16 protein-coding genes are annotated in these 18,290 nt (G+C 72.9%); 8 read left to right on the forward strand and 8 right to left on the reverse strand.

Features of this window, described 5'->3' with window-relative positions; translation table 11 throughout:
• Positions 1-2: 2 nt before the first annotated feature.
• The gene (locus tag HHX40_RS27485) at positions 3-866 is read right to left on the reverse strand and encodes a sulfurtransferase (protein ID WP_138462556.1); all 864 of its coding nucleotides are present in this window, start codon (positions 864-866) and stop codon (positions 3-5) included.
• A gap of 102 nt (positions 867-968) precedes the next feature.
• On the opposite strand from HHX40_RS27485, the gene HHX40_RS27490 reads away from it, so the two are divergent.
• Positions 969-1,649 carry a polymer-forming cytoskeletal protein gene (locus HHX40_RS27490; RefSeq protein ID WP_182882890.1) on the forward strand — a complete coding sequence of 227 codons (681 nt, stop codon included), beginning with the start codon at positions 969-971 and terminating at the stop codon, positions 1,647-1,649.
• Positions 1,650-1,680: 31 nt separating this feature from the next.
• Here the strand turns inward: HHX40_RS27490 and HHX40_RS27495 are convergent, their stop codons facing one another.
• From HHX40_RS27495 to HHX40_RS27505, 3 genes are all read right to left on the reverse strand, one after another.
• Positions 1,681-2,787, reverse strand: a complete 1,107-nt coding sequence (locus HHX40_RS27495; protein WP_396788352.1) for an alkaline phosphatase family protein — start codon at positions 2,785-2,787, stop codon at positions 1,681-1,683.
• A gap of 301 nt (positions 2,788-3,088) precedes the next feature.
• Positions 3,089-3,667 (reverse strand): DUF5998 family protein, encoded by a 579-nt coding sequence (locus HHX40_RS27500; protein ID WP_117410227.1) that lies wholly within the window; start codon positions 3,665-3,667, stop codon positions 3,089-3,091.
• 169 nt (positions 3,668-3,836) lie between these two features.
• A complete protein-coding gene (locus HHX40_RS27505; RefSeq protein ID WP_182882891.1) occupies positions 3,837-6,527 on the reverse strand; it encodes a bifunctional GNAT family N-acetyltransferase/acetate--CoA ligase family protein in 2,691 nt (896 codons plus the stop codon).
• Between the two features lie 279 nt (positions 6,528-6,806).
• On the opposite strand from HHX40_RS27505, the gene HHX40_RS27510 reads away from it, so the two are divergent.
• On the forward strand, positions 6,807-7,700 hold the full coding sequence (locus HHX40_RS27510) for a carbohydrate kinase family protein (RefSeq protein ID WP_117410100.1): 894 nt from the start codon (positions 6,807-6,809) through the stop codon (positions 7,698-7,700).
• Between the two features lie 179 nt (positions 7,701-7,879).
• Here HHX40_RS27510 and HHX40_RS27515 read toward each other — a convergent pair whose 3' ends face one another.
• Positions 7,880-9,991, reverse strand: coding sequence for a RecQ family ATP-dependent DNA helicase (locus HHX40_RS27515; RefSeq protein WP_182882892.1), 2,112 nt, complete (start codon positions 9,989-9,991; stop codon positions 7,880-7,882).
• Positions 9,992-10,055: 64 nt separating this feature from the next.
• On the reverse strand, positions 10,056-10,532 hold the full coding sequence (locus HHX40_RS27520; protein WP_182882893.1) for an ester cyclase: 477 nt from the start codon (positions 10,530-10,532) through the stop codon (positions 10,056-10,058).
• A 173-nt stretch (positions 10,533-10,705) separates the two neighbouring features.
• Between HHX40_RS27520 and HHX40_RS27525 the strand changes: the two genes are divergently transcribed.
• Positions 10,706-11,278, forward strand: a complete 573-nt coding sequence (locus tag HHX40_RS27525) for a GNAT family N-acetyltransferase (RefSeq protein ID WP_182876514.1) — start codon at positions 10,706-10,708, stop codon at positions 11,276-11,278.
• A gap of 270 nt (positions 11,279-11,548) precedes the next feature.
• Positions 11,549-14,077, forward strand: a complete 2,529-nt coding sequence (locus HHX40_RS27530) for a DNA gyrase/topoisomerase IV subunit A (protein WP_138462562.1) — start codon at positions 11,549-11,551, stop codon at positions 14,075-14,077.
• 66 nt (positions 14,078-14,143) lie between these two features.
• On the opposite strand, the gene HHX40_RS27535 is transcribed toward HHX40_RS27530, so the two are convergent.
• The gene (locus HHX40_RS27535) at positions 14,144-15,100 is read right to left on the reverse strand and encodes a GlxA family transcriptional regulator (protein WP_310738314.1); all 957 of its coding nucleotides are present in this window, start codon (positions 15,098-15,100) and stop codon (positions 14,144-14,146) included.
• A gap of 253 nt (positions 15,101-15,353) precedes the next feature.
• On the opposite strand from HHX40_RS27535, the gene HHX40_RS27540 reads away from it, so the two are divergent.
• Both HHX40_RS27540 and HHX40_RS27545 read left to right on the forward strand, forming a co-directional pair.
• Positions 15,354-15,836 carry a hypothetical protein gene (locus tag HHX40_RS27540; RefSeq protein ID WP_182882895.1) on the forward strand — a complete coding sequence of 161 codons (483 nt, stop codon included), beginning with the start codon at positions 15,354-15,356 and terminating at the stop codon, positions 15,834-15,836.
• Positions 15,837-15,838: 2 nt separating this feature from the next.
• On the forward strand, positions 15,839-16,126 hold the full coding sequence (locus HHX40_RS27545; RefSeq protein WP_182882896.1) for a DUF3817 domain-containing protein: 288 nt from the start codon (positions 15,839-15,841) through the stop codon (positions 16,124-16,126).
• A 4-nt stretch (positions 16,127-16,130) separates the two neighbouring features.
• On the opposite strand, the gene HHX40_RS27550 is transcribed toward HHX40_RS27545, so the two are convergent.
• Positions 16,131-16,508 carry a VOC family protein gene (locus tag HHX40_RS27550; RefSeq protein ID WP_182882897.1) on the reverse strand — a complete coding sequence of 126 codons (378 nt, stop codon included), beginning with the start codon at positions 16,506-16,508 and terminating at the stop codon, positions 16,131-16,133.
• A gap of 135 nt (positions 16,509-16,643) precedes the next feature.
• Between HHX40_RS27550 and HHX40_RS27555 the strand changes: the two genes are divergently transcribed.
• Entirely contained in the window at positions 16,644-17,144 is a 501-nt protein-coding gene (locus HHX40_RS27555) for a beta-class carbonic anhydrase (RefSeq protein WP_182876520.1), read from the forward strand.
• 120 nt (positions 17,145-17,264) lie between these two features.
• Positions 17,265-18,275, forward strand: coding sequence for an SPFH domain-containing protein (locus HHX40_RS27560; RefSeq protein ID WP_182876521.1), 1,011 nt, complete (start codon positions 17,265-17,267; stop codon positions 18,273-18,275).
• Positions 18,276-18,290 lie beyond the last annotated feature (15 nt).

Below are 18,290 nucleotides of genomic sequence, written 5' to 3' on the forward strand. Positions count from 1 at the left end.
GGTCAGCCGGTCGCGACGGGCCTGCCGGGGTCGGCCACCCAGTTGGACCACGAGCCGGCGTACAGGGCGGCGGGCAGCCCGGCGATCTCCAGTGCCAGCACCTCGTGCGCGGCCGTCACCCCCGACCCGCAGTACGCCCCGACGGGCACGCCCTCGACGGCCCCCAGCGTGTTGAACCGCTCCCGGAGGAACGACCCGCTGTGGAAGCGCCCGCCGGGCTCGACGTTCTCGGAGGTGGGGGCGCTGACCGCGCCGGGAATGTGACCGGCGACCGGGTCGACGGGCTCCACCTCTCCCCGGTACCGCTCGGCCGCCCGCGCGTCCAGCAGCACGCCGTCGGCGGCGAGCGCGGCCGCCTGCCCGGCGTCGAGCACCGGCATCCCGCCGGGCCGGGCGGCGAAGTCTCCCGGCGGCACCGGCCCCTCCTCCTTGGACACCGGGAGCCCGGCCCGGGTCCAGGCCCGCAGGCCGCCGTCCAGCACCCGGACGTCGCCGTGGCCGAAGTACCGCAGGGTCCACCACGCCCGGGCGGCCGACGTCGAGTCGGCGTCGTCGTACACGACCACCGGGCGCGCGCCCGACACCCCGAGGCGGCGCATGGCCGCGCCGAAGTCCTCCGGAGCGGGCAGCGGATGCCGCCCGGCCGGGCCGGGCGGGGCGGCGAGATCGGCGTTCAGGTCGCAGAAGACCGCGCCGGGCACGTGACCCTCGCGGTACGACTCGATGCCGGGCGGCCCGCCGAGCCGCCAGCGGACGTCGAGGATCGTGACGCCGGCGAGCGCGGCGAGTTCCTCGGGAGTGATCAGCGGGCTGTGCTCCCCATCACGGTGCTTCCCATCACGATGCTCCCCGACTCGCTCGCTCATGAGACCCCTCCTGGCCGGTACGGTGCCACAGCCATTGTGCCAAGCCGTCGCCGCCACCCGGCCGGGCCGGGCCGGGCGCCGTTCACTGCTATGGTCGCGCGAATGCGATCGAGTTACCTCGCCTGGGGCGACGCGGTGGACCTGTTCGAGCGGCGCGGGCTGCCGAAGGGAACGTACGAGAACCTGTACGAGGAGGAGTACATCCTGGTGCCGGGTCCCGCCGCGGTGACCGGCGAACTCCCCCTCGACGAGCACGAGCGGACGCCGTGGCGGGAGCACACGCCCGAAGCGGCCACGGGGTACGTCGTGGACGGCGACCTGGTCGTCGACGGGAACATCACCGACGTGGACGACGGGGCCGCCGCGCTGATCGTCCTCGGGAACCTGCGGGCGAGGAACGTCTACCTGGCCGGTGACGCGAAGCTGGTCGTGCACGGCCACGTGACGGCCGAGACCTTCGTCGGCGACATGACCGAGAAGCTGGTGATGATCCACGGGGACCTGCGCGCCACCGTCTCGATCTTCTGGAACGAGTTCTGCCCCGACCTCGTCGCCGGCACCCTCCACGGCAGGACCCTCGCCCCCGCCTACCTCGACCTTTCCACCGCCCCCATCGGCGGTCTGGCCGACCCGGCGCCCGAGGCCCCGCTGAGCCGCCTCCTCGTGCCCGAACTGCTGGTCACCGGCGCCCCCGGCCCCGGCGACCTTCCCGAGATCGGTGTCCGCGGCGACGCCCTGCGTGACCGCCTGCTGGCCGGCCTCCCCCTCACCACGACCCGCTGACCCCCGGCGCGGTTCACCGATCGGTGACCGGTCAGCGGCGGATCTCCAGGAGCGGGACGTTCTGCTCGGCCCGGGTCAGTGATCCGTGGTAGCCGGTCAGGGACGACTCCACCGGTTCGGCGGCCGACGCCACGATCACGCACTCGCCGTACGGCACGGCCAGCACGTCGCCGATGCGGCCGAGCCACTCGCGGCGGACGCGGCGGCCGAACCAGCCGGTGTCGGCGGCCTCCTCGCGGGTCACCACCCAGGCCCGCCCGCGCAGCGCCTCGCGCCAGGTCTCCAGGACCCCTTCCGCCGCGCCCGGCCTCGTGTAGACGTGGCGGGCACGGGCCTCGCCGCCGAGCATGAGCACGCCCTCCCGCAGGTCGGGGCGGTGGTCCACGTCGACCTTGTCAGTGGCGTTGATCATGCCGTGGTCGGCCGTGACGTACAGGACGGCGCCCGGCGGCAGGGACTCCGCGATGCGCTCGGCCATGCGGTCGACGACGGCGAGCTGTTCGAGCCACGTGCCGCTGCCCCAGCCGCCGAAGTGGCCCGCCCGGTCGACGTCGCCGTAGTACACGGTGACGTAGGACGTCTCCCGCAGCGCGTGCCGCACCGCGTCCACGCGTTCGTCGGCGGTCTCCGCCGCCCGGTGACGCATGCCCCGGTAGACGGCGCGGGTGAGCCCGGTGCCGTCGAAGGAGGCGGGCGCGACGTAGACGGGTTCCACCCCCGCCGCGGCCATGCGCTGGTAGACCGTCTCGGCGGGCTGCCAGACGTCGGGGTCGACGGGCAGGCCGGGCGCGGTCCAGCGCAGGCAGTTGAACAGCCTGCCCTCCCCCGGCACCGCCATCTGCACCCCCACCATGCCGTGCTCCCCGGGGGGCGCGCCGGTGCCGAGCGTGGCCAGGCTCGTCGGGGTGGAGGACGGGAAGCCCGCCGTGAGCGTGCCGCGCAGGTGGGCCGACAGGAACGGCGCCGTGCCGGGGTGGGCGGCCAGCATCTCGGCCCCGAGCCCGTCCACGAGGAACAGGCACACCCGCGCGGCCGGCTCCAGCGCCAGCGTGTTGTCCGCCGACAGGCCGAGGGAGGCGAGCATCGACCCCGGCAGGTCGGCGAGCGAGGCCGTGCCGTACGCGGGCACGTACGGCACGGCCGGCGGCCCCCCGGCCGCGGCCCCGAGGGCCTCGGGAGCGGCAGGGGCGGCCGGAGACGTGGGAGACGCGGGGGCCGTCCGGGCCGCCGGGGACGCTGACGCCCCGCCGGACGCCGCCGCGGACGTCCCGCGAGACGCCGCTGGGAGCTGGGGGTCGATCACGTTGCCTCCCGGCGGGACGAAGAGGGGACGGTGTCAGGGAACGCCCGCCGCCTCCCTGACGGGACGCTCCTCAGTCGGTGCTCTCCAGACGGTGCTCTCAGACGGTGCTCTCAGACGGTGCTCTCACACGGTGGCCTCAGACGGTGGCCTCGGACAGCGCCTTGGCGAAGGCCAGCACATGGGTGACGGCCTCCGGCCCGTCGGCGGCCTCGCTGACCCGCAGCGACAGGTCGTCGGCGGTGATCGCGCCGGTGTAGCCGTGGTCGGCCTCGCAGTTCTCGTCACCGCAGGTCGCCGGTTCGAGGTCGACGTGGGAGATCGCCCCCCATCCGATCGTCAGCGTGACCTCGGTGGGGGAGGTGCCCGGCGCGTACGACGCGGGGTCGGGCACGACTCTGGTCACGGCGACCGACTGGATGCGGCTGAGCCGCACCGCCTCCGTGGTCGTGGAGGCGTGCGAGGCGGGCATGCCCTCGGCGGGCGGGTGCTCGTCGGTGTGGCAGACCAGCAGCCGGGTGGGCGACAGGACCAGCACCGTGACGTGCCTGCGCACCTCCATCGCCGGGTCGAACGTCGCCTCGTGATGCACGACGTACGCCGTCACCTGCTCGCTGCCGAGTGCGGAGTCGACGGCGTCGGCCACCAGATCCGGGTAGTAGCCGCTGCGATCTATGGCCTCGCGCAAGCCCGCGGCGGAGACTCGGGTTTCCCTCATGGGTCCATCCTGCCCTGTAAGGGACACCTGTTTCACACCCCGGCGGGACGGGTTTTCCGCCCGCGCCGCGCCGAGCGCCCTCCGGGCCCCGCACCCCCGGTACCCGCCGCGTACGGGAGCGCCCGGCGCGCACGTCGGCGGCCCGCCGTACCCCTGAGCGCCCGCCGGGTCAGCGCAGGCGGCGGGGGCCGGCGTCGGGGCGCAGCGTGGTGACGGGCCGCAGGACGGCGCGGGCGCCCAGCACCACCGCGCCGTTCGCGCCCGCCAGAACCGGGTCGAGGTCCATCCGCACGACCTCCGGCAGCGCGTCGGCCAGCAGCCCCACCCGCACCAGCAGATCCTCCAGCGCCTCCACCGCCACCGGCTGGTAGCCGTACTCGCCGAACAGCAGCGGCGCGGCGCGCACCGACCGCACCAGCGCCGCCGCGTCCTCGGCCGAGAGGGGGGCGAGGCGGTGCGCCTGGTCGCCGAGCAGCCGGGCGGTGACCTCGCCGAGGCCGAACGTGACGACCGCGCCGAAGTACCGGTCCTGCGTCACCCCGACGACGGTCGGCACCGAGGGCTGCGGCGCCATGCGCTGCACCGCGAGCGGTGTGCCGGGGCCGAGCAGCGCGGCCAGACCGGCGTACGCCTGCCGGACCCCGGCGGCGTCGGTGAGGCCGACGCGGACCGTGCCCGCGCGGCGGACATGCTCCGGGTCGGCCGACCTGACCACCACGGGCGGGCCGACGCGCTCGGCGAGGGCGACGGCCTCCTCCGCGTCGGCCGCGACGTGCGCCGGCCACACCTCGACGCCGTAACAGGCCAGCAGCGCGGTCGCGTCGATCTCCCGCTCGGCCCCGCCGTCCCCGGCCCGGTCCACGGCGGCGTCTCCGGCGGCGTCTACGGCCGTGTCCCCGGTGCCGTCCCCGGCGAGCGCGGCGGCGACGATCCGCCGCGCCGCGGCCGGGTCGATCCCGTCCACCTGCGGCACCAGGCCCAGGGGCTCCCAGCGCCAGCGGGCGTACCGCACCACGTGCGCCAGCGCTCGGACCGCCTCCTCCGGGGCCTGGTACGACGGGATCGACCCCCGCCCGGGGGACTCGCCGCCGGGAACGCCCGGGACGCGCAGCTCGTCCGGCATGCCCAACCGGCCCTGGAAGGTGGCGAGCACCGGTTTGCCGGACTCCCGGGCGGCGTCGAGCAGCGCTCCGGCGACCTCCCGGCAGTCGCCCGGAATCGGCGGCATGTAGATCGCGACGGCGGCGTCCACCTCGGGCAGCACGCTCCTCAGCGCCTCGGCGAACTCCGCGGCGCCGGCCCGGGCGCCGAGGTTCACCGGCGGGCGGGGCTCCAGGCCCGCGCCCGCGCACGCCTCCTCGGCCAGCAGTGTGAGCGCGTCGGAGTTGCCGACGACGCCCACCCGCGGCCCGGCGGGCAGCGGCTGGTGCGCCAGCAGCTGGGCGACGTCGAAGAGCTGGACGAGGTCGTCCACCCGGATGACCCCGGCCTGCGCGAACAGCGAGCTCAGCGCGGTGTCGGGCATGGCGAGCACCGGCGCGGCGTGACCTCCCGGCACCCCGCGCGACCTGACCACCACGATCGGCTTGACCCGGGAGATCCGCCGGGCCAGCCGGGTGAACTTGCGCGGGTTCCCGATGGACTCCAGGTAGAGGAGGATCACGTCGGTCGCCGGGTCCTCCTCCCAGTACTGCAGGAGGTCGTTGCCGGACACGTCGGCCCGGTTGCCGGCCGAGACGAACGTCGAGATGCCCATGCCGCGCTGCGCCACCCGCTGCAGCAGCGCGGTGCCGAGCGCGCCCGACTGGCTGAAGAAGCCGACCCTCCCCCGGCCCGGCAGGGTCGCCGCGAGCGTCGCGTTGAGCCGTACGGCGGGGTCGGTGTTGGCGATGCCCAGGCAGTTGGGCCCCACCACCCGCATGCCGTACGCGCGGGCGATGCGGACGAGCTCCTCCTGGCGGGCCAGGCCCTCCGGGCCGGTCTCGCCGAACCCGGAGGAGACGACGACCAGCCCCTTCACGCCCTTCCGCGCGCACTCCTCGACCAGTTCGAGCACGCCCTCGGCGGGCACCGCCAGCACGGCGAGGTCCACCTCGCCGTCGATCGCCGACACGCTGCGGTGCGCCGGTACGCCGGCCACGGCCCGCACCTGCCGGTGGACGGGGTAGACGGGCCCGGTGAAATCGGCGGCGAGCAGGTTGCGCAGCACCGCCTGGCCGATGCCGCCGGGTTCCCGGCTCGCGCCGATCACCGCGACCGACTCCGGCGTGAGCAGGCGGGCGATCGAGCGCGCCTCGGCGCGGTGCTCGCGGGCGAGCCGCACCTCCAGGGCCGTCTCGGTGCTCGACAGGTCGAGCGTCATCCGTACGACGCCGTCCTCGAACTGGCTCTGCGCCGTGTATCCCGCCTGGCGGAACAGGCCCATCATCCGGTGGTTGCCGGGCAGCACGTCGGCGATGAACGTCTTGATCCCGCGCTCGCGGGCGGCGGCCCGCAGGTGCTCCATCAGCACCGAGGCCACTCCCCTGCCCTGGTGGGCGTCCTCCACCAGGAAGGCCACCTCGGCGTGGTCGCGCGGCTGCACGCGGTCATAGCGCACGACCGCCACCATCTCCGTGCCGATCGTGGCAATCAGGGCGACCCGGTTGTCGTAGTCGACATTCGTGAAGAACGCGACGTCCTTGTCGGTCAGCCGGGGGCGCGGGCCGAAGTACCGGAAGTAGATGGACTCCGCGGACAGGCGTGAGTAGAAGGAGCGCAGCATGCCGGCGTCGTCCGGCCTGATCGGGCGGACATGGGCGGTGCCGCCGTCGGACAGCACGACGTCCGCCTCCCAGTGGGCGGGGTACTGAGGGTGCACGCAACCGAGATTATCCGTGCCCGGCTTGGTGGTAATTGGGGGATTTCTACTTACTTATGGAGATAGTCTCGCGAGAGCGCTTATAAGGGATCTACGAACCGAGGAGGGACGAGTTGGACAACGCTTGTGCATCGACTGTTCCCGTCTGTCCGCTCTCCACCCACGGCGCCCCTGGAAGCTGTTAGGTTTCTGGGCGTCAGCCTCTACAGCACGGAGCGGACGCCGCCCCTCCTTGGGCCTGGCTCGCCTCCATTAGCCAGTTGGCAAGGTGGTGACAGCATGACGCGGGTCGTCGTGGTGGGCGATCTCATGACGGACGCGGTCGCGCGCGCGAAGTTCCCTCTCGCGAGGGCGAGCGACACCCCGGCCGTCGTGACCATGCACGGCGGCGGATCCGGCGCCAACATCGCCTCCTGGCTGGCCGTGGAGGGCTCCGAGGTGGCCTTCATCGGCCGCCGCGGCGCCGACATCACCGGCCGCAACCGGGACATGGAGCTCATGGGGTACGGCGTGGACGCCCGCCTCGTCATGGATCCCGAACGGCCGACCGGCACCTGCGTCGTCCTCGTCACGCACAAGGGCGAACGGACCATGCTCTCCGACCCCGGTGCCAACGCCGCGCTGTCTCCCGAGGACCTGCCGCGCGACCTCTTCTCCGCCGGCGGCCACCTGCACGTGTCCGGTTACACGCTGATCAACGAGGGATCGCGCGACGCCGGCCTCGCCGCTCTCGACATGGCCCGCCGGGCGGGCATGTCGATCTCGATCGACTGCGCCTCCTCCGCCCCGCTGGAGCGCACCGGCGCCGAGCCGTTCCTGGAGTGGACCGACGGCGCGAAGCTGCTGTTCGCCAACGCCGACCAGGCCAAGGTGCTCACCGGCAGGGACGACCCCGCCTCGGCGGCGAAGGTGCTGACCGCCTGGTTCCCCCAGGTCGTGATCAAGATCAACGCCGAGGGCTCGCTCTGGTACTCCAACAGCCGCCCCGAACCGGTCAGGGCGCCCGCCGAGGTCGTCGACCGGGTGGTGGACGGAACCGGCGCCGGGGACGCGTTCGCCGCCGGTTTCCTGCCGGTCTGGCTGGACGGCAAGCCGCCCGCGGAGGCCCTGGCCGCGGGCAACGCCCTCGCGGCCCGGTGCATCTCCAACCTCGGCGCCCGCCCCCGCCTCTAGCGCAAGCGGCCACCTCTGGCAAAGCCGCCGCCTCTCGCGCAAGCGGCCGTCTCTGGCACAAGCGGGACGGCGCCCTCCCGCGCGCCCTGTGCCTACCCACATGCCTACCCACGTGCTTGCCGCGGGTTCGCCCTGTGCTTCCCCTGGACGCGCCCCGGCCGACGACGGCCGTCCCGGAACTAGTTCGTGACGGCGAGGGCGAGGGGAAGCACGGCGGGGGCTCCCGCGTGGCGGATCTGGGCGGCGGCGAGCGCCATCGTCCAGCCCGTGTCGACGCGGTCGTCCACCACCAGCACCGGTCCGTCCAGGGCGGCGATCCGCGCGGCGAGCTCACGCGGCATCGCGAGCGTCCCCCGGATGGCCGCCACCCGCTGGGCGCTGTTGTGCCTGGCCGCCGGTGATCCGTCGCGGTAGCCGAGCGTGCCGAGGTGCTCCAGGCGGCCCACCTGGGCCAGTCGTTCGGCGAGCGTCCCGACCAGCACCGGCCGCGAACCCGAGGGCACCGCGACCACGCCGACCGGGCGCCGCGCCCACTCCCACGACTTCAGCACTTCGACGACCGCGGCGAACACGTCGTCGGGGACCGGCCCGTCGCCCGCGGAGAACAGTTCCCGCAGCCGGGTGCCCCAGCCGATGTCGGTGAGGCGGCCGAGCGCGCGGCCCGGCTCCGCGCACAGCTCGGGCTTGATCCGCCCCTTCAGATCGGGCAGGCCGGTGGGCCACTGGCGGCGCGGCTCGATCTCCACACCCGGCCGGGCCAGCCGCTGCCGGGCGGCCTGCACGGCCTCCTCCGGCACCTCGGCGGACCGGTGGCCGCCGGTGCAGTTGTCACACCGGCCGCACGGCGCGGCCGTCTCGTCGTCGAGATGGCGGCGCAGGTACCGCTCCCGGCACTCGGTGGTCGTGATGTAGCCGAGCATCGCCTCCTGCTCGGCCCGGCGTTCGGCGGCCACCCTGGCGTAGCGCTCGGTGTCGTAGCTCCACGGCTCGCCGGTGGCCTCCCAGCCGCCCTTGACCCGGCGGACGGCCCCGTCGACGTCGAGCACCTTGAGCATCATCTCCAGCCGGCTCCGGCTGAGGTCGACCCTCGTCTCCAGGGCGGGGGTGGACAGCACGCCCTCCTGCGACAGCGCCTCCAGCGTCGCCTTGACCACCCCCTCCGGAGGGAAGGCCAGCGAGGCGAAGTAGGCCCAGATCTCCCTGTCCTCCGGGCCGGGCAGCAGGATGACCTCGGCCCGCTCGACGCCGCGACCGGCGCGGCCCACCTGCTGGTAGTACGCCACGGGCGAGGCCGGAGCGCCCACGTGGACGACGAAGCCGAGATCGGGCTTGTCGAAGCCCATCCCCAGCGCCGAGGTCGCCACCAGGGCCTTGACCCGGTTGCCGAGCAGGTCGGCCTCGGCCGCCAGCCGGTCCGCCGCCTCGGTCTGCCCCGTGTACGCGGTGACCGGGTGGCCCTGCTCGCGCAGGTACGCGGCGATCTCCTGCGCCGCGGCGACGGTCAGAGTGTAGACGATGCCGGAGCCCGGCAGCTCGTGGAGGGTCCTGGCCAGCCACGCGAGCCGCTGGCCTGCCCCGCCCAGCCGTACGACGCTCAGGTGGAGGCTCTCGCGCTCCAGTGGTCCGCGCAGGACGAACACCTCGCCGCCGGGCAGCTCGTCCCACTCCTGGGTGACGGCGAGCTGCTCGGCGACGTCGCGGGTGACCCGGGCGTTCGCGGTGGCGGTCGTGGCGAGCACGGGGATGCCCGGCGGCAGCTCGGCCAGCAGGGTGCGGAGCCTGCGGTAGTCGGGCCGGAAGTCGTGCCCCCAGTCGGAGATGCAGTGGGCCTCGTCGATCACCAGGAGCCCGGCGCTCGCGGCCAGCTCGGGCAGCACCTGGTCGCGGAAGTCGGGGTTGTTCAGCCTCTCGGGGCTGACCAGCAGCACGTCGACCATGCCCTCGGCGACCTGGCCGTAGACCTTCTCCCAGTCCTCGGGGTTGGCCGAGTTGATCGTCTCCGCGTGGATGCCGGCCCGCTCCGCGGCGGCGATCTGGTTGCGCATCAGCGCGAGCAGCGGGGAGACGATGACCGTGGGCCCCTCGCCCAGCTCGCGCAGCAGCGCGGTGGCGATGAAGTAGACGGCCGACTTCCCCCAGCCGGTGCGCTGCACGACCAGCGCGCGCCTGCGGTCCATTACCAGGGCCTTGATGGCGGCCCACTGGTCGTCGCGCAGCCGCGCGTGCTCCCCGGCGAGCGCCCGCAGCCGGGCCTCGGCCTCTTCCCGCAGGGACTCCTCTTCCTCGCTCACCCCGTCATTCGTATCAGGTCCCGCCGACCGTTTCCGCCGGGACGGCGGGAGGCGGGGCGGGGAACTAGAGGTCGTGTCCCTGGCCGCAGTCTCCGGACGTGCCGCTTCCCGCGTCGTCGTCTTCGAAGGACAGGGGCAGCAGCAGGCCGAGCTGCGAGTAGATCTGGAGCTGGTCGTAGTAGAAGCGCTGGCTCAGGATGCGGCCGTCCTTCAGATGCCAGAACCAGGAGACGCGCACGTTGATGCCCCGGCCGGTCGGGGCGAGGAGGTCGCCCCCGGCGACCAGGTAGGGCCCGGTGTGCGTCCCCACCGCGGTCATCTCTGTCGCGACCACGTCCGCGAAGCTAATCGTCTCCCAGACCGTGAAACGCAGATCGGGGAAGCCCCTCCACATCTGCATCACGTAGGAGCCGATCTCCCCGGGCTCCCCCGCCTCCATCTCCGGTCCGACCACCACCGCGCCCGGCGCGTAGCACCGCAACACCGCGTGCAGGTCGTGCGCGTTCATCGCGTCGAGCATCCGGTCCACGACGTCGTGCATCGCGGGAGCACCTCTCTCTCCTGGGGGAGAGTACCGAAAGACCAGTTATAACCAGACAAACAGTACATACACGAAGATTCGCCCCGCCCTCGGCACCGACGGAGGCCCCGCGGGACGGTGCCGGCCGGCGCAGGGGCGGGCCGCGTGGCCGGACGTGGTTGGATGAGTCCGTTATGGACGTGACCACCTGGTATCTCGAACAGACCAGCCCCTCCGACCTGCGCCCCGGCCGGACTCCCGCGCTCCCCGCCGAGATCGTCCGGGCGGAGGTGCCCAGCCCCGAGTTCGGCCGGTTCCTCTACACGGCGGTCGGCGGCGACTGGCAGTGGACCAACCGGCTGCCGTGGACCTGGAAGCAGTGGAAGGACTGGCTCGACCGGCCGGGAGTCGAGAACTGGGTGGCCTGGACGCGCGGCACCCCCGCCGGATACGCCGAACTCGTCGCGCGGGACGGCGCCGTCGAGATCGCCAGCTTCGGGCTGCTGCCGTACGCGATGGGGCAGGGGCTCGGCGGATGGCTGCTCGGCGAGGCGGCGGCGCGCGCCTGGGACATCGCGAGCCGGTGGCCCGGCCTGGAGCCCACGCGGCGGGTCTGGCTGCACACCTGCTCGCTGGACGGCCCGGCGGCGCTGGCCAACTACCGGGCCCGGGGCTTCCGCGTCTACGACGAGAAGCTGAACGAGCCGGGCGACGAGGACGAGGGCGAGACGCCCGGCCCCTGGCCCGGCGCCGGCCCCCGCACCTGATCTCGCGTTCCCGGCACCGCCTCTCCGACACCGAGTCGCTGATCCCGCGGGCGCCCTTCTCACCGCCGTGATCAGGGAAACCGGCGCGCTACGGCGGCCACGAGCGCGGGCTCACCGGCGAAGCCGGAACGGAGGGCACGGGCCCGGCAGTAGGGTGGTGAGTCGCGAACAGGGCGAACTCTCGGCAGAATGTTCGATGTTCACGACCGACATTCGCCCCTCCCCGGTCCCGACGGCCGGGGCCCGGCTCCTCGACACGCAGGAATCCACATGGCCCGACGCACGACGACACCTCCGCCGGACGAGGACTTCGAGGAGCGGATCGTCGACATCGACGTCTCCGCCGAGATGCGGACGAGCTTCCTTGAGTACGCCTACTCGGTGATCTACCAGCGCGCGCTGCCCGACGCGCGCGACGGACTCAAGCCCGTCCAGCGGCGCATCCTCTACTCGATGAGCGAGATGGGCCTGCGCCCCGACCGCGGGCACGTCAAGTCCTCCCGGGTCGTGGGCGAGGTGATGGGCAAGCTCCACCCGCACGGCGACGGCGCCATCTACGACGCGCTCGTACGGCTGGCGCAGCCGTTCTCGATGCGGCTGGGCCTGGTGGACGGGCACGGCAACTTCGGCTCCCCCGACGACGCCCCGGCGGCGATGCGGTACACGGAGGCGCGGCTCGCCCCGGCGGCGATGCTGATGGTGCAGTCGATCGACGAGGAGACGGTCGACTTCAAGCCCAACTACGACGGGCAGGAGACCGAGCCGTCGGTCGTGCCGTCGGCGTTCCCCAACCTGCTCGTGAACGGCGCCTCCGGCATCGCGGTCGGCATGGCCACCAACATGGCCCCGCACAACCTCGGGGAGGTCGTCGCGGCGGCCCGGCATCTCATCAGGAAGCCGGCCGCGACGCTCGACGAGCTCATGCGCTTCGTGCCCGGCCCCGACCTGCCGACCGGCGGCATGATCATCGGCCTGAACGGCGTCAGGGACGCGTACGAGACCGGGCGCGGCACGTTCAAGATGCGGGCGAAGGCCGCGGTCGAGCAGGTCACCCCGAGGCGCAAGGGCATCGTCGTCACCGAACTGCCGTTCAACGTCGGCCCCGAGCGGGTGGTGACGAAGATCAAGGAGCTGGTGACCTCCAAGAGGCTCACCGGCATCTCCGACCTCAAGGACCTGACCGACCGGCACAAGGGCCTGCGCCTGGTCATCGAGGTCAAGAACGGCTTCAACCCCGAGGCCGTGCTGGAGGAGCTCTACCGGCTCACACCGATGGAGGAGACCTTCGGCATCAACAACGTCGCGCTGGTCGACGGACAGCCGCGCACACTGGGCCTGCGCGAGCTGCTCTCGGTCTACGTGGACCACCGGCTCGACGTGGTGCGCAGGCGCTCGGCGTACCGGCTGCGCAGGCGTGAGGAGCGGCTCCACCTGGTCGACGGCCTCATCGTCGCGCTGCTCAACATCGACCAGGTCATCCAGGTGATCCGCGGGTCGGACGACTCCGCGCAGGCCCGCGCCCGGCTCATGGAGACCTTCGCGCTGAGCGAGATCCAGGCCAACTACATCCTCGACACCCCGCTGCGCCGCCTCACCCGCTACGACAAGCTGGAGCTGGACCGGGAGAAGGAGCAGCTCCAGGCCGACATCGCCGAGCTGAACGAGATCCTCGGCTCGGAGGAGCGGCTGCGCCGGGTGGTGTCGGCCGAACTGGCCGAGGTCGCCAAGACGTACGGCACGCCGCGCCGCACCGTCCTGCTGGAGTCGTCGGACGCCGCCAGGGCCGCCGTCGTGCCGCTGGAGGTGCCCGACGACCCCTGCCTGGTCATGCTGTCGTCCACCGGCCTGCTCGCCCGTACGACCGACGCGTCGCCGATCTCCGGCGAGGGCGAGCGGGCGGCGCACGACGTGCTGGTGTCGGTGGTCCGCTCGACCGTGCGCGGCGAGGTGGGCGTGGTCACCTCCAAGGGCCGCGTCATCCGTGTCTCGGTGCTCGACCTGCCCGCCCTGCCGCCCTCGGCGAACCCGCCGTCCCTGGCCGGGGGGCATCCGGTGTCGGAGTACGTCTCCCTGGAACCGGACGAGAAGGTCGTCGGGCTCGGCTCGCTCGACCCCGACGGGCCGGGCCTCGCGCTCGGCACCAGCCAGGGCGTGGTCAAGCGGGTGGTGCCCGAATACCCGGTCAACCGCGACGAGTTCGAGGTCATCGGGCTGCGGGACGGCGACGTGGTGGTGGGCGCGGTGGAGCTCACCTCGGCCGATCACGACCTGGTCTTCATCACCTCGGACGCGCAGCTGCTGCGCTTCCCCGCCTCCGTCGTACGGCCCCAGGGCCGTCCGGCCGGCGGCATGGCCGGTGTGCGCCTGGAGGGCGACGCCCGGGTGGTCTTCTTCGGCGCCGTCGATCCCGCCCTGGAGGCCCGCGTCGTGACGATCGCCGGCTCCTCGACCGCCCTGCCCGGCACCCAGATGGGCGCGGGCAAGGTCTCCGACTACGCCGACTTCCCCCCGAAGGGCCGGGCGACCGGCGGGGTCCGCGCCCAGCGCTTCCTCAAGGGCGAGGACGTGCTGCTGCTCGCGTACGCCGGTCCCATGCCGGTCAAGGCGGTTTCCTCGACCGGCAAGCCGGTGCCGCTGCCGGACGAACTGGGCCGCCGCGACGGCTCGGGCGTACGGCTCGTGCACGCCATCGCAGCCATCGGCGGCGCGCTCGGCGCGGACGGCGACGGCGAGGAGGCCGCCACCGACGGCGGAATGGCCACGACCGGCGACACGGGCGGCGAAGAGCCGCTCGCGTGAACACGAGCCGGCGAAGAGCCGGCTCCACGGATGCGGGCGGCGAAGAGCCGCCGGGGCCTCCGCCGTTCAGGTGACGGCGGGGCCGCCGTGGAAGGCGGAGCGGTACGCCTGCGGCGTGGTTCCCACGACCCGCTTGAACCGCTCCCGGAACGCGGTGGGCGACCCGAACCCGGCCTGCGCGGCGATGCGCTCGATGCTGTGGCCGCTGTTCTCCAGCAGGTACTGCGCCCGCCGGACCCGGGCCCGCAGCAGCCACTGCAGCGGGGTGGTGCCGGTCTGCTGCCGGAAGCGTCTGCTGAACGTCCGCTCGCTCATCCCGCCGCGGACCGCCATCTCCCTGAGGGTGAGGTCGCGGCCGAGGTTGTCCTCGATCCACGCCAGCACGGGCTCCAGCAGCGAACCGCCGGGCACCGGCGGATACTCGTGCACGATGAACTGGGCCTGACCGCCCTCCCGCTCCAGCGGCATCACCGACAGGCGGGCGGCGTCGGCCGCGACGGCCGACCCGTGGTCGCGCCGGATCATGTGCAGGCACAGGTCGAGTCCGGCCGCCGCGCCGGCGGAGGTGAGCACCTGCCCGTTGTCGACGTACAGGACGTCCGGCCGCACGTCCACCAGGGGGAACCGCCGGGCGAGTTCGGGCGCCGCGGTCCAGTGGGTGGTCGCCCGCAGGCCGTCCAGCAGCCCGGCCGCCGCGAGCGTGAACGCGCCCACGCAGATCGAGGCGAGGCGGGTGCCGCGCGCGGCCGCGTCGCGCAGCGCGTCCAGCGCCTCGGGCGGGGGCGGACCGGCCCGCTCCGAGCAGCCGGGGACGATCACGGTGTCGGCCCCGGCCAGCGCGTCCAGCCCGTACGGCACGCGCAGGGCGAACGTCTCTGTCTCCACTTCCCGGGCGGGCCCGCACACCCGCACGCGGTAGGGGCGCCGGCCGTCCGGCAGACGGGTGCGCCCGAACACCTCGATGGGGGTCGCCAGGTCGAACGGCACGACGCGGTCCAGCGCCAGGATCGCCACGGTGTGCACGATCGCCACCATAGCCGGATTCCCGCCGGCGACGTGGTCAGCGATCGCTCGTTCACGACCAGGTGACAGCGGTTGGCGAGAATCCGTTGGTCTTTGTCGTTCTCGCCTCTGGGGCAGAGGCGGCCGTGCTCCTACGGTTGGTGACCGCACGCCGACGACAAGGAGCGATGCCGATGCCGGCCCAGTTCGTGCTGTCCGACGGGTTCGATCCCCCGGACGTCCCCGCGCCGTCCGCCGACGGGGGCCGGGCACGATGACCGCGTTCTTCCTGGCCGTCCACGTCCTCGCCGCGATCCTCGCGATCGGCCCGGTAGCGGTGGCCGCGAGCATGTTCCCCGCCGCCGCGCGGCGCGTGACGGACGCATCGGTGCCGGGTGGGCAGGCCGACGGCCTGGCCGCGCTCCGCGTGCTGCACCGCGTCTGCCGCGTCTACGCCCTCGTGGGCCTGGCCGTCCCGGTTTTCGGGTTCGCCACCGCGAGCGGCCTCGGCGTGCTGCGTGAGGCGTGGGTGATCGCGTCCATCCTGCTCACCGGCGCGGCGGCCGCGATCCTCGCCCTGTGGGTCCTGCCGCGTCAGGACGCCGTCCTCGCCCTGCTCACCGCCGGGGAGCCCACGGCCGCGGGCATCGGCCGCCAGGTGGCGAGGCTCGCCATGCTGACCGGCGTCTTCAACCTGCTGTGGGCGGCCGTGACGGTTCTGATGATCGTCCGTCCCGGCTCGACCACGGGAGTCTGACCATGTCGCGCCCTCGTTCCGCCCTGCGAGCGGCCGCCGCCGTCGAGCTGGGATCTCTGGCCGTCCTCCTGGCCAACCTCGCCACCGTGCACCTGCCGCCCGTCTCCTCGCTCGTCGGCCCCCTGCACGGCTGCGCGTACCTGTTCGTGATCGTGGCCGCCGCCCGCGACGCCGGATGCGACCTGACCGGCAGGGTCCTGGCCTGGCTGCCGGCCGTCGGCGGCCTGCTCGTCCTGCGGCGCCTCGCGCGTGCGCCGCGGGAGGAGGCCGCCTCCGGCACTCCGGGCTGAGGCGTCAGTCCGACGAGGGGATCAGGCAGAACGGGTGCCCGGCCGGGTCGAGGTAGACCGTCCAGTTCTCCTCCTCGCCCGGCTGGTGCTCGTGCCTGACCGCTCCGAGGGCGAGCACGCGCTTCTCCGCCTCGGCCATGTCGTCCACGGTCAGATCCAGGTGGAACTGCTGGGGGTGCTCGGAGCCGGGCCACTGCGGGGGCCGGTAGTCCGGGACGCGCTGGAAGGCGACGCGGACCTGGTCGTCACCGGCGAGCGTGACCCATTCCTCCCCCTCCTCGTACGCCACCTTCCAGCCCAGCACCTCCGCGTAGAAGGCGGCCAGGGCCTTCGGCTCCGGACAGTCGAGCACGACCGTGCGCATTCGCGCGACACCGCTCATGAGGGATGTTTCTCCTTCCGTGCAACACCAGTGAAAACCTTATACCGGTGTCGTGAGCAAAGACCAGCCGATATGGAGAGGGAATCTGCTACCCCCGCGCCGACCGCTAAAAGGGGATCGGGCAACATCTGTCACATGACCGGTGCTTTCGATGATCTTCTGGCCGCCAACGAGAAGTACGCGAGCACGTTCTCGCACTCCGGCCTCACGGGCCGGGCCGCACGCGGCCTCGCCGTGGTGACGTGCATGGACTCCCGCATCGATCCGCTCGGACTGCTCGGCCTCACGGCCGGCGACGCGAAGATCCTGCGCAACGCGGGCGCCCGGGTGACCGACGACGTCCTGCGGACCCTCGTCCTCGCCGTCTACCTGCTCGGCGTGGACCGGGTCCTGGTGATGCCCCACACCGACTGCCGGATGTCCAAGTCGACCGACGAGGACGTCCACAACCTCATCGCCGACCAGCACGGCGTCGACACCCGCAGTCTGGAGTTCCAGACCGTTCCCGACCAGCCGGCGGCGCTGCGGCACGACATCACCCGCATCAAGTCCAGCCCGTACCTGCCCGCCGATCTCGTCGTCGGCGGCGCGCTGTACGACGTGCACACGGGGAGGCTCCAGCCCATCGAGATCTGATCCCGCCTCACGGAGGGGGTGCGGCCGGCGCGAGGACGGAACCCGGGATGGCGGTTATGACGTTCTCCTGGCGACGAACGAGAATATGACCTCTCCGCCACTCCACCCCCAGGAGCCCATATGCGCAGCCGCACCCCCTCCGCCCCGTCCGGCGGCGCCTCCCGCCGGTCGTACCGCGGGCTCGCCACCGTCCTGATCCTCGCGCTCATCGTGATCGGAGTGCCGGCCCTGTACGGCGCCTTCCAGGGGTTCGAGCGCACCAGCGGCGGCGAGGTGGCGGTCGTCCGCGACGGCGGCCCGCTGGACGACAACAAGGTCCGCCAGATCATCGACCCCGGCTCCGGGGTCACCTGGATCGGCTGGTGGTCGCAGATGCACCGCTACCCCGCCCAGCAGCGCTTCTACACGATCACCTCCGACAAGGGCCACGGTGAGAGGTCCGGCGTCGACGTGGTGAACGTGCCGAGCGGCGACGGCGTCAACATGGGCATCGAGGGCACGCTCTACTTCGGCCTGAACCTCGACCACGAGACGCTGAAGTCGTTCGACGACAAGTTCGGCACCCGGAAGTTCCGCAGCACCAACGGCGGGACCTACTACCCCTGGCAGGATGACGAGGGCTGGTCGGCGTTCCTCGACCAGATCATCCGGCCGGTGATCGACAACGACCTGCGCACTCAGATCAACAACTTCCGCTGCGCCGAACTCGTCTCCTCCTGCGCCCTCGTGCAGAACAACAGCAGCCAGCAGGGCGGGGGCACGCCGCAGCAGGGCAACAACGCGAACATCGCCAAGATCCAGAACGCGGTCAACACGAGCCTGGCCGAGGACCTCAAGGCGACGCTCGGCGCCGACTACCTCACCGGCATCCACTTCAACCTCTCCCGGGTGACCCTGCCCACGGAGGTCCAGGAGGCGGTGAACCAGGCGCAGGCGGCGTTCGCGAAGGTCACCGAGGCGCAGGCGAAGGTCGCCCAGGCCCGCGCCGAGGCGGACGCCAACAAGGCCCGGCAGGACGGCTACAACAAGTGCCCCACCTGCGCGGAGATCGAGAAGCTCAAGGCCCTGCCCCAGGGCATCACGGTCTACGCGCCGGGCAATACTGGTGGCGTCGCTCTGCCCACCAAGTAGTCTGCCCACCAAGTG

Source organism: Microbispora sp. H10949, assembly GCF_014161435.1.
Lineage (GTDB): Bacteria > Actinomycetota > Actinomycetes > Streptosporangiales > Streptosporangiaceae > Microbispora > Microbispora triticiradicis.

What these genes read in the sequence shown, in the direction of transcription:
- HHX40_RS27540 (WP_182882895.1), top strand. Translation starts at nt 15,354, where the DNA reads ATGACCGCGTTCTTCCTGGCCGTCCACGTCCTCGCCGCGATCCTCGCG.
- HHX40_RS27500 (WP_117410227.1), bottom strand. Translation starts at nt 3,667, where the DNA reads ATGAGGGAAACCCGAGTCTCCGCCGCGGGCTTGCGCGAGGCCATAGAT.
- HHX40_RS27530 (WP_138462562.1), top strand. Translation starts at nt 11,549, where the DNA reads ATGGCCCGACGCACGACGACACCTCCGCCGGACGAGGACTTCGAGGAG.
- HHX40_RS27520 (WP_182882893.1), bottom strand. Translation starts at nt 10,532, where the DNA reads ATGCACGACGTCGTGGACCGGATGCTCGACGCGATGAACGCGCACGAC.
- HHX40_RS27555 (WP_182876520.1), top strand. Translation starts at nt 16,644, where the DNA reads ATGACCGGTGCTTTCGATGATCTTCTGGCCGCCAACGAGAAGTACGCG.
- HHX40_RS27485 (WP_138462556.1), bottom strand. Translation starts at nt 866, where the DNA reads ATGAGCGAGCGAGTCGGGGAGCATCGTGATGGGAAGCACCGTGATGGG.
- HHX40_RS27490 (WP_182882890.1), top strand. Translation starts at nt 969, where the DNA reads ATGCGATCGAGTTACCTCGCCTGGGGCGACGCGGTGGACCTGTTCGAG.
- HHX40_RS27560 (WP_182876521.1), top strand. Translation starts at nt 17,265, where the DNA reads ATGCGCAGCCGCACCCCCTCCGCCCCGTCCGGCGGCGCCTCCCGCCGG.
- HHX40_RS27545 (WP_182882896.1), top strand. Translation starts at nt 15,839, where the DNA reads ATGTCGCGCCCTCGTTCCGCCCTGCGAGCGGCCGCCGCCGTCGAGCTG.
- HHX40_RS27510 (WP_117410100.1), top strand. Translation starts at nt 6,807, where the DNA reads ATGACGCGGGTCGTCGTGGTGGGCGATCTCATGACGGACGCGGTCGCG.
- HHX40_RS27550 (WP_182882897.1), bottom strand. Translation starts at nt 16,508, where the DNA reads ATGAGCGGTGTCGCGCGAATGCGCACGGTCGTGCTCGACTGTCCGGAG.
- HHX40_RS27525 (WP_182876514.1), top strand. Translation starts at nt 10,706, where the DNA reads ATGGACGTGACCACCTGGTATCTCGAACAGACCAGCCCCTCCGACCTG.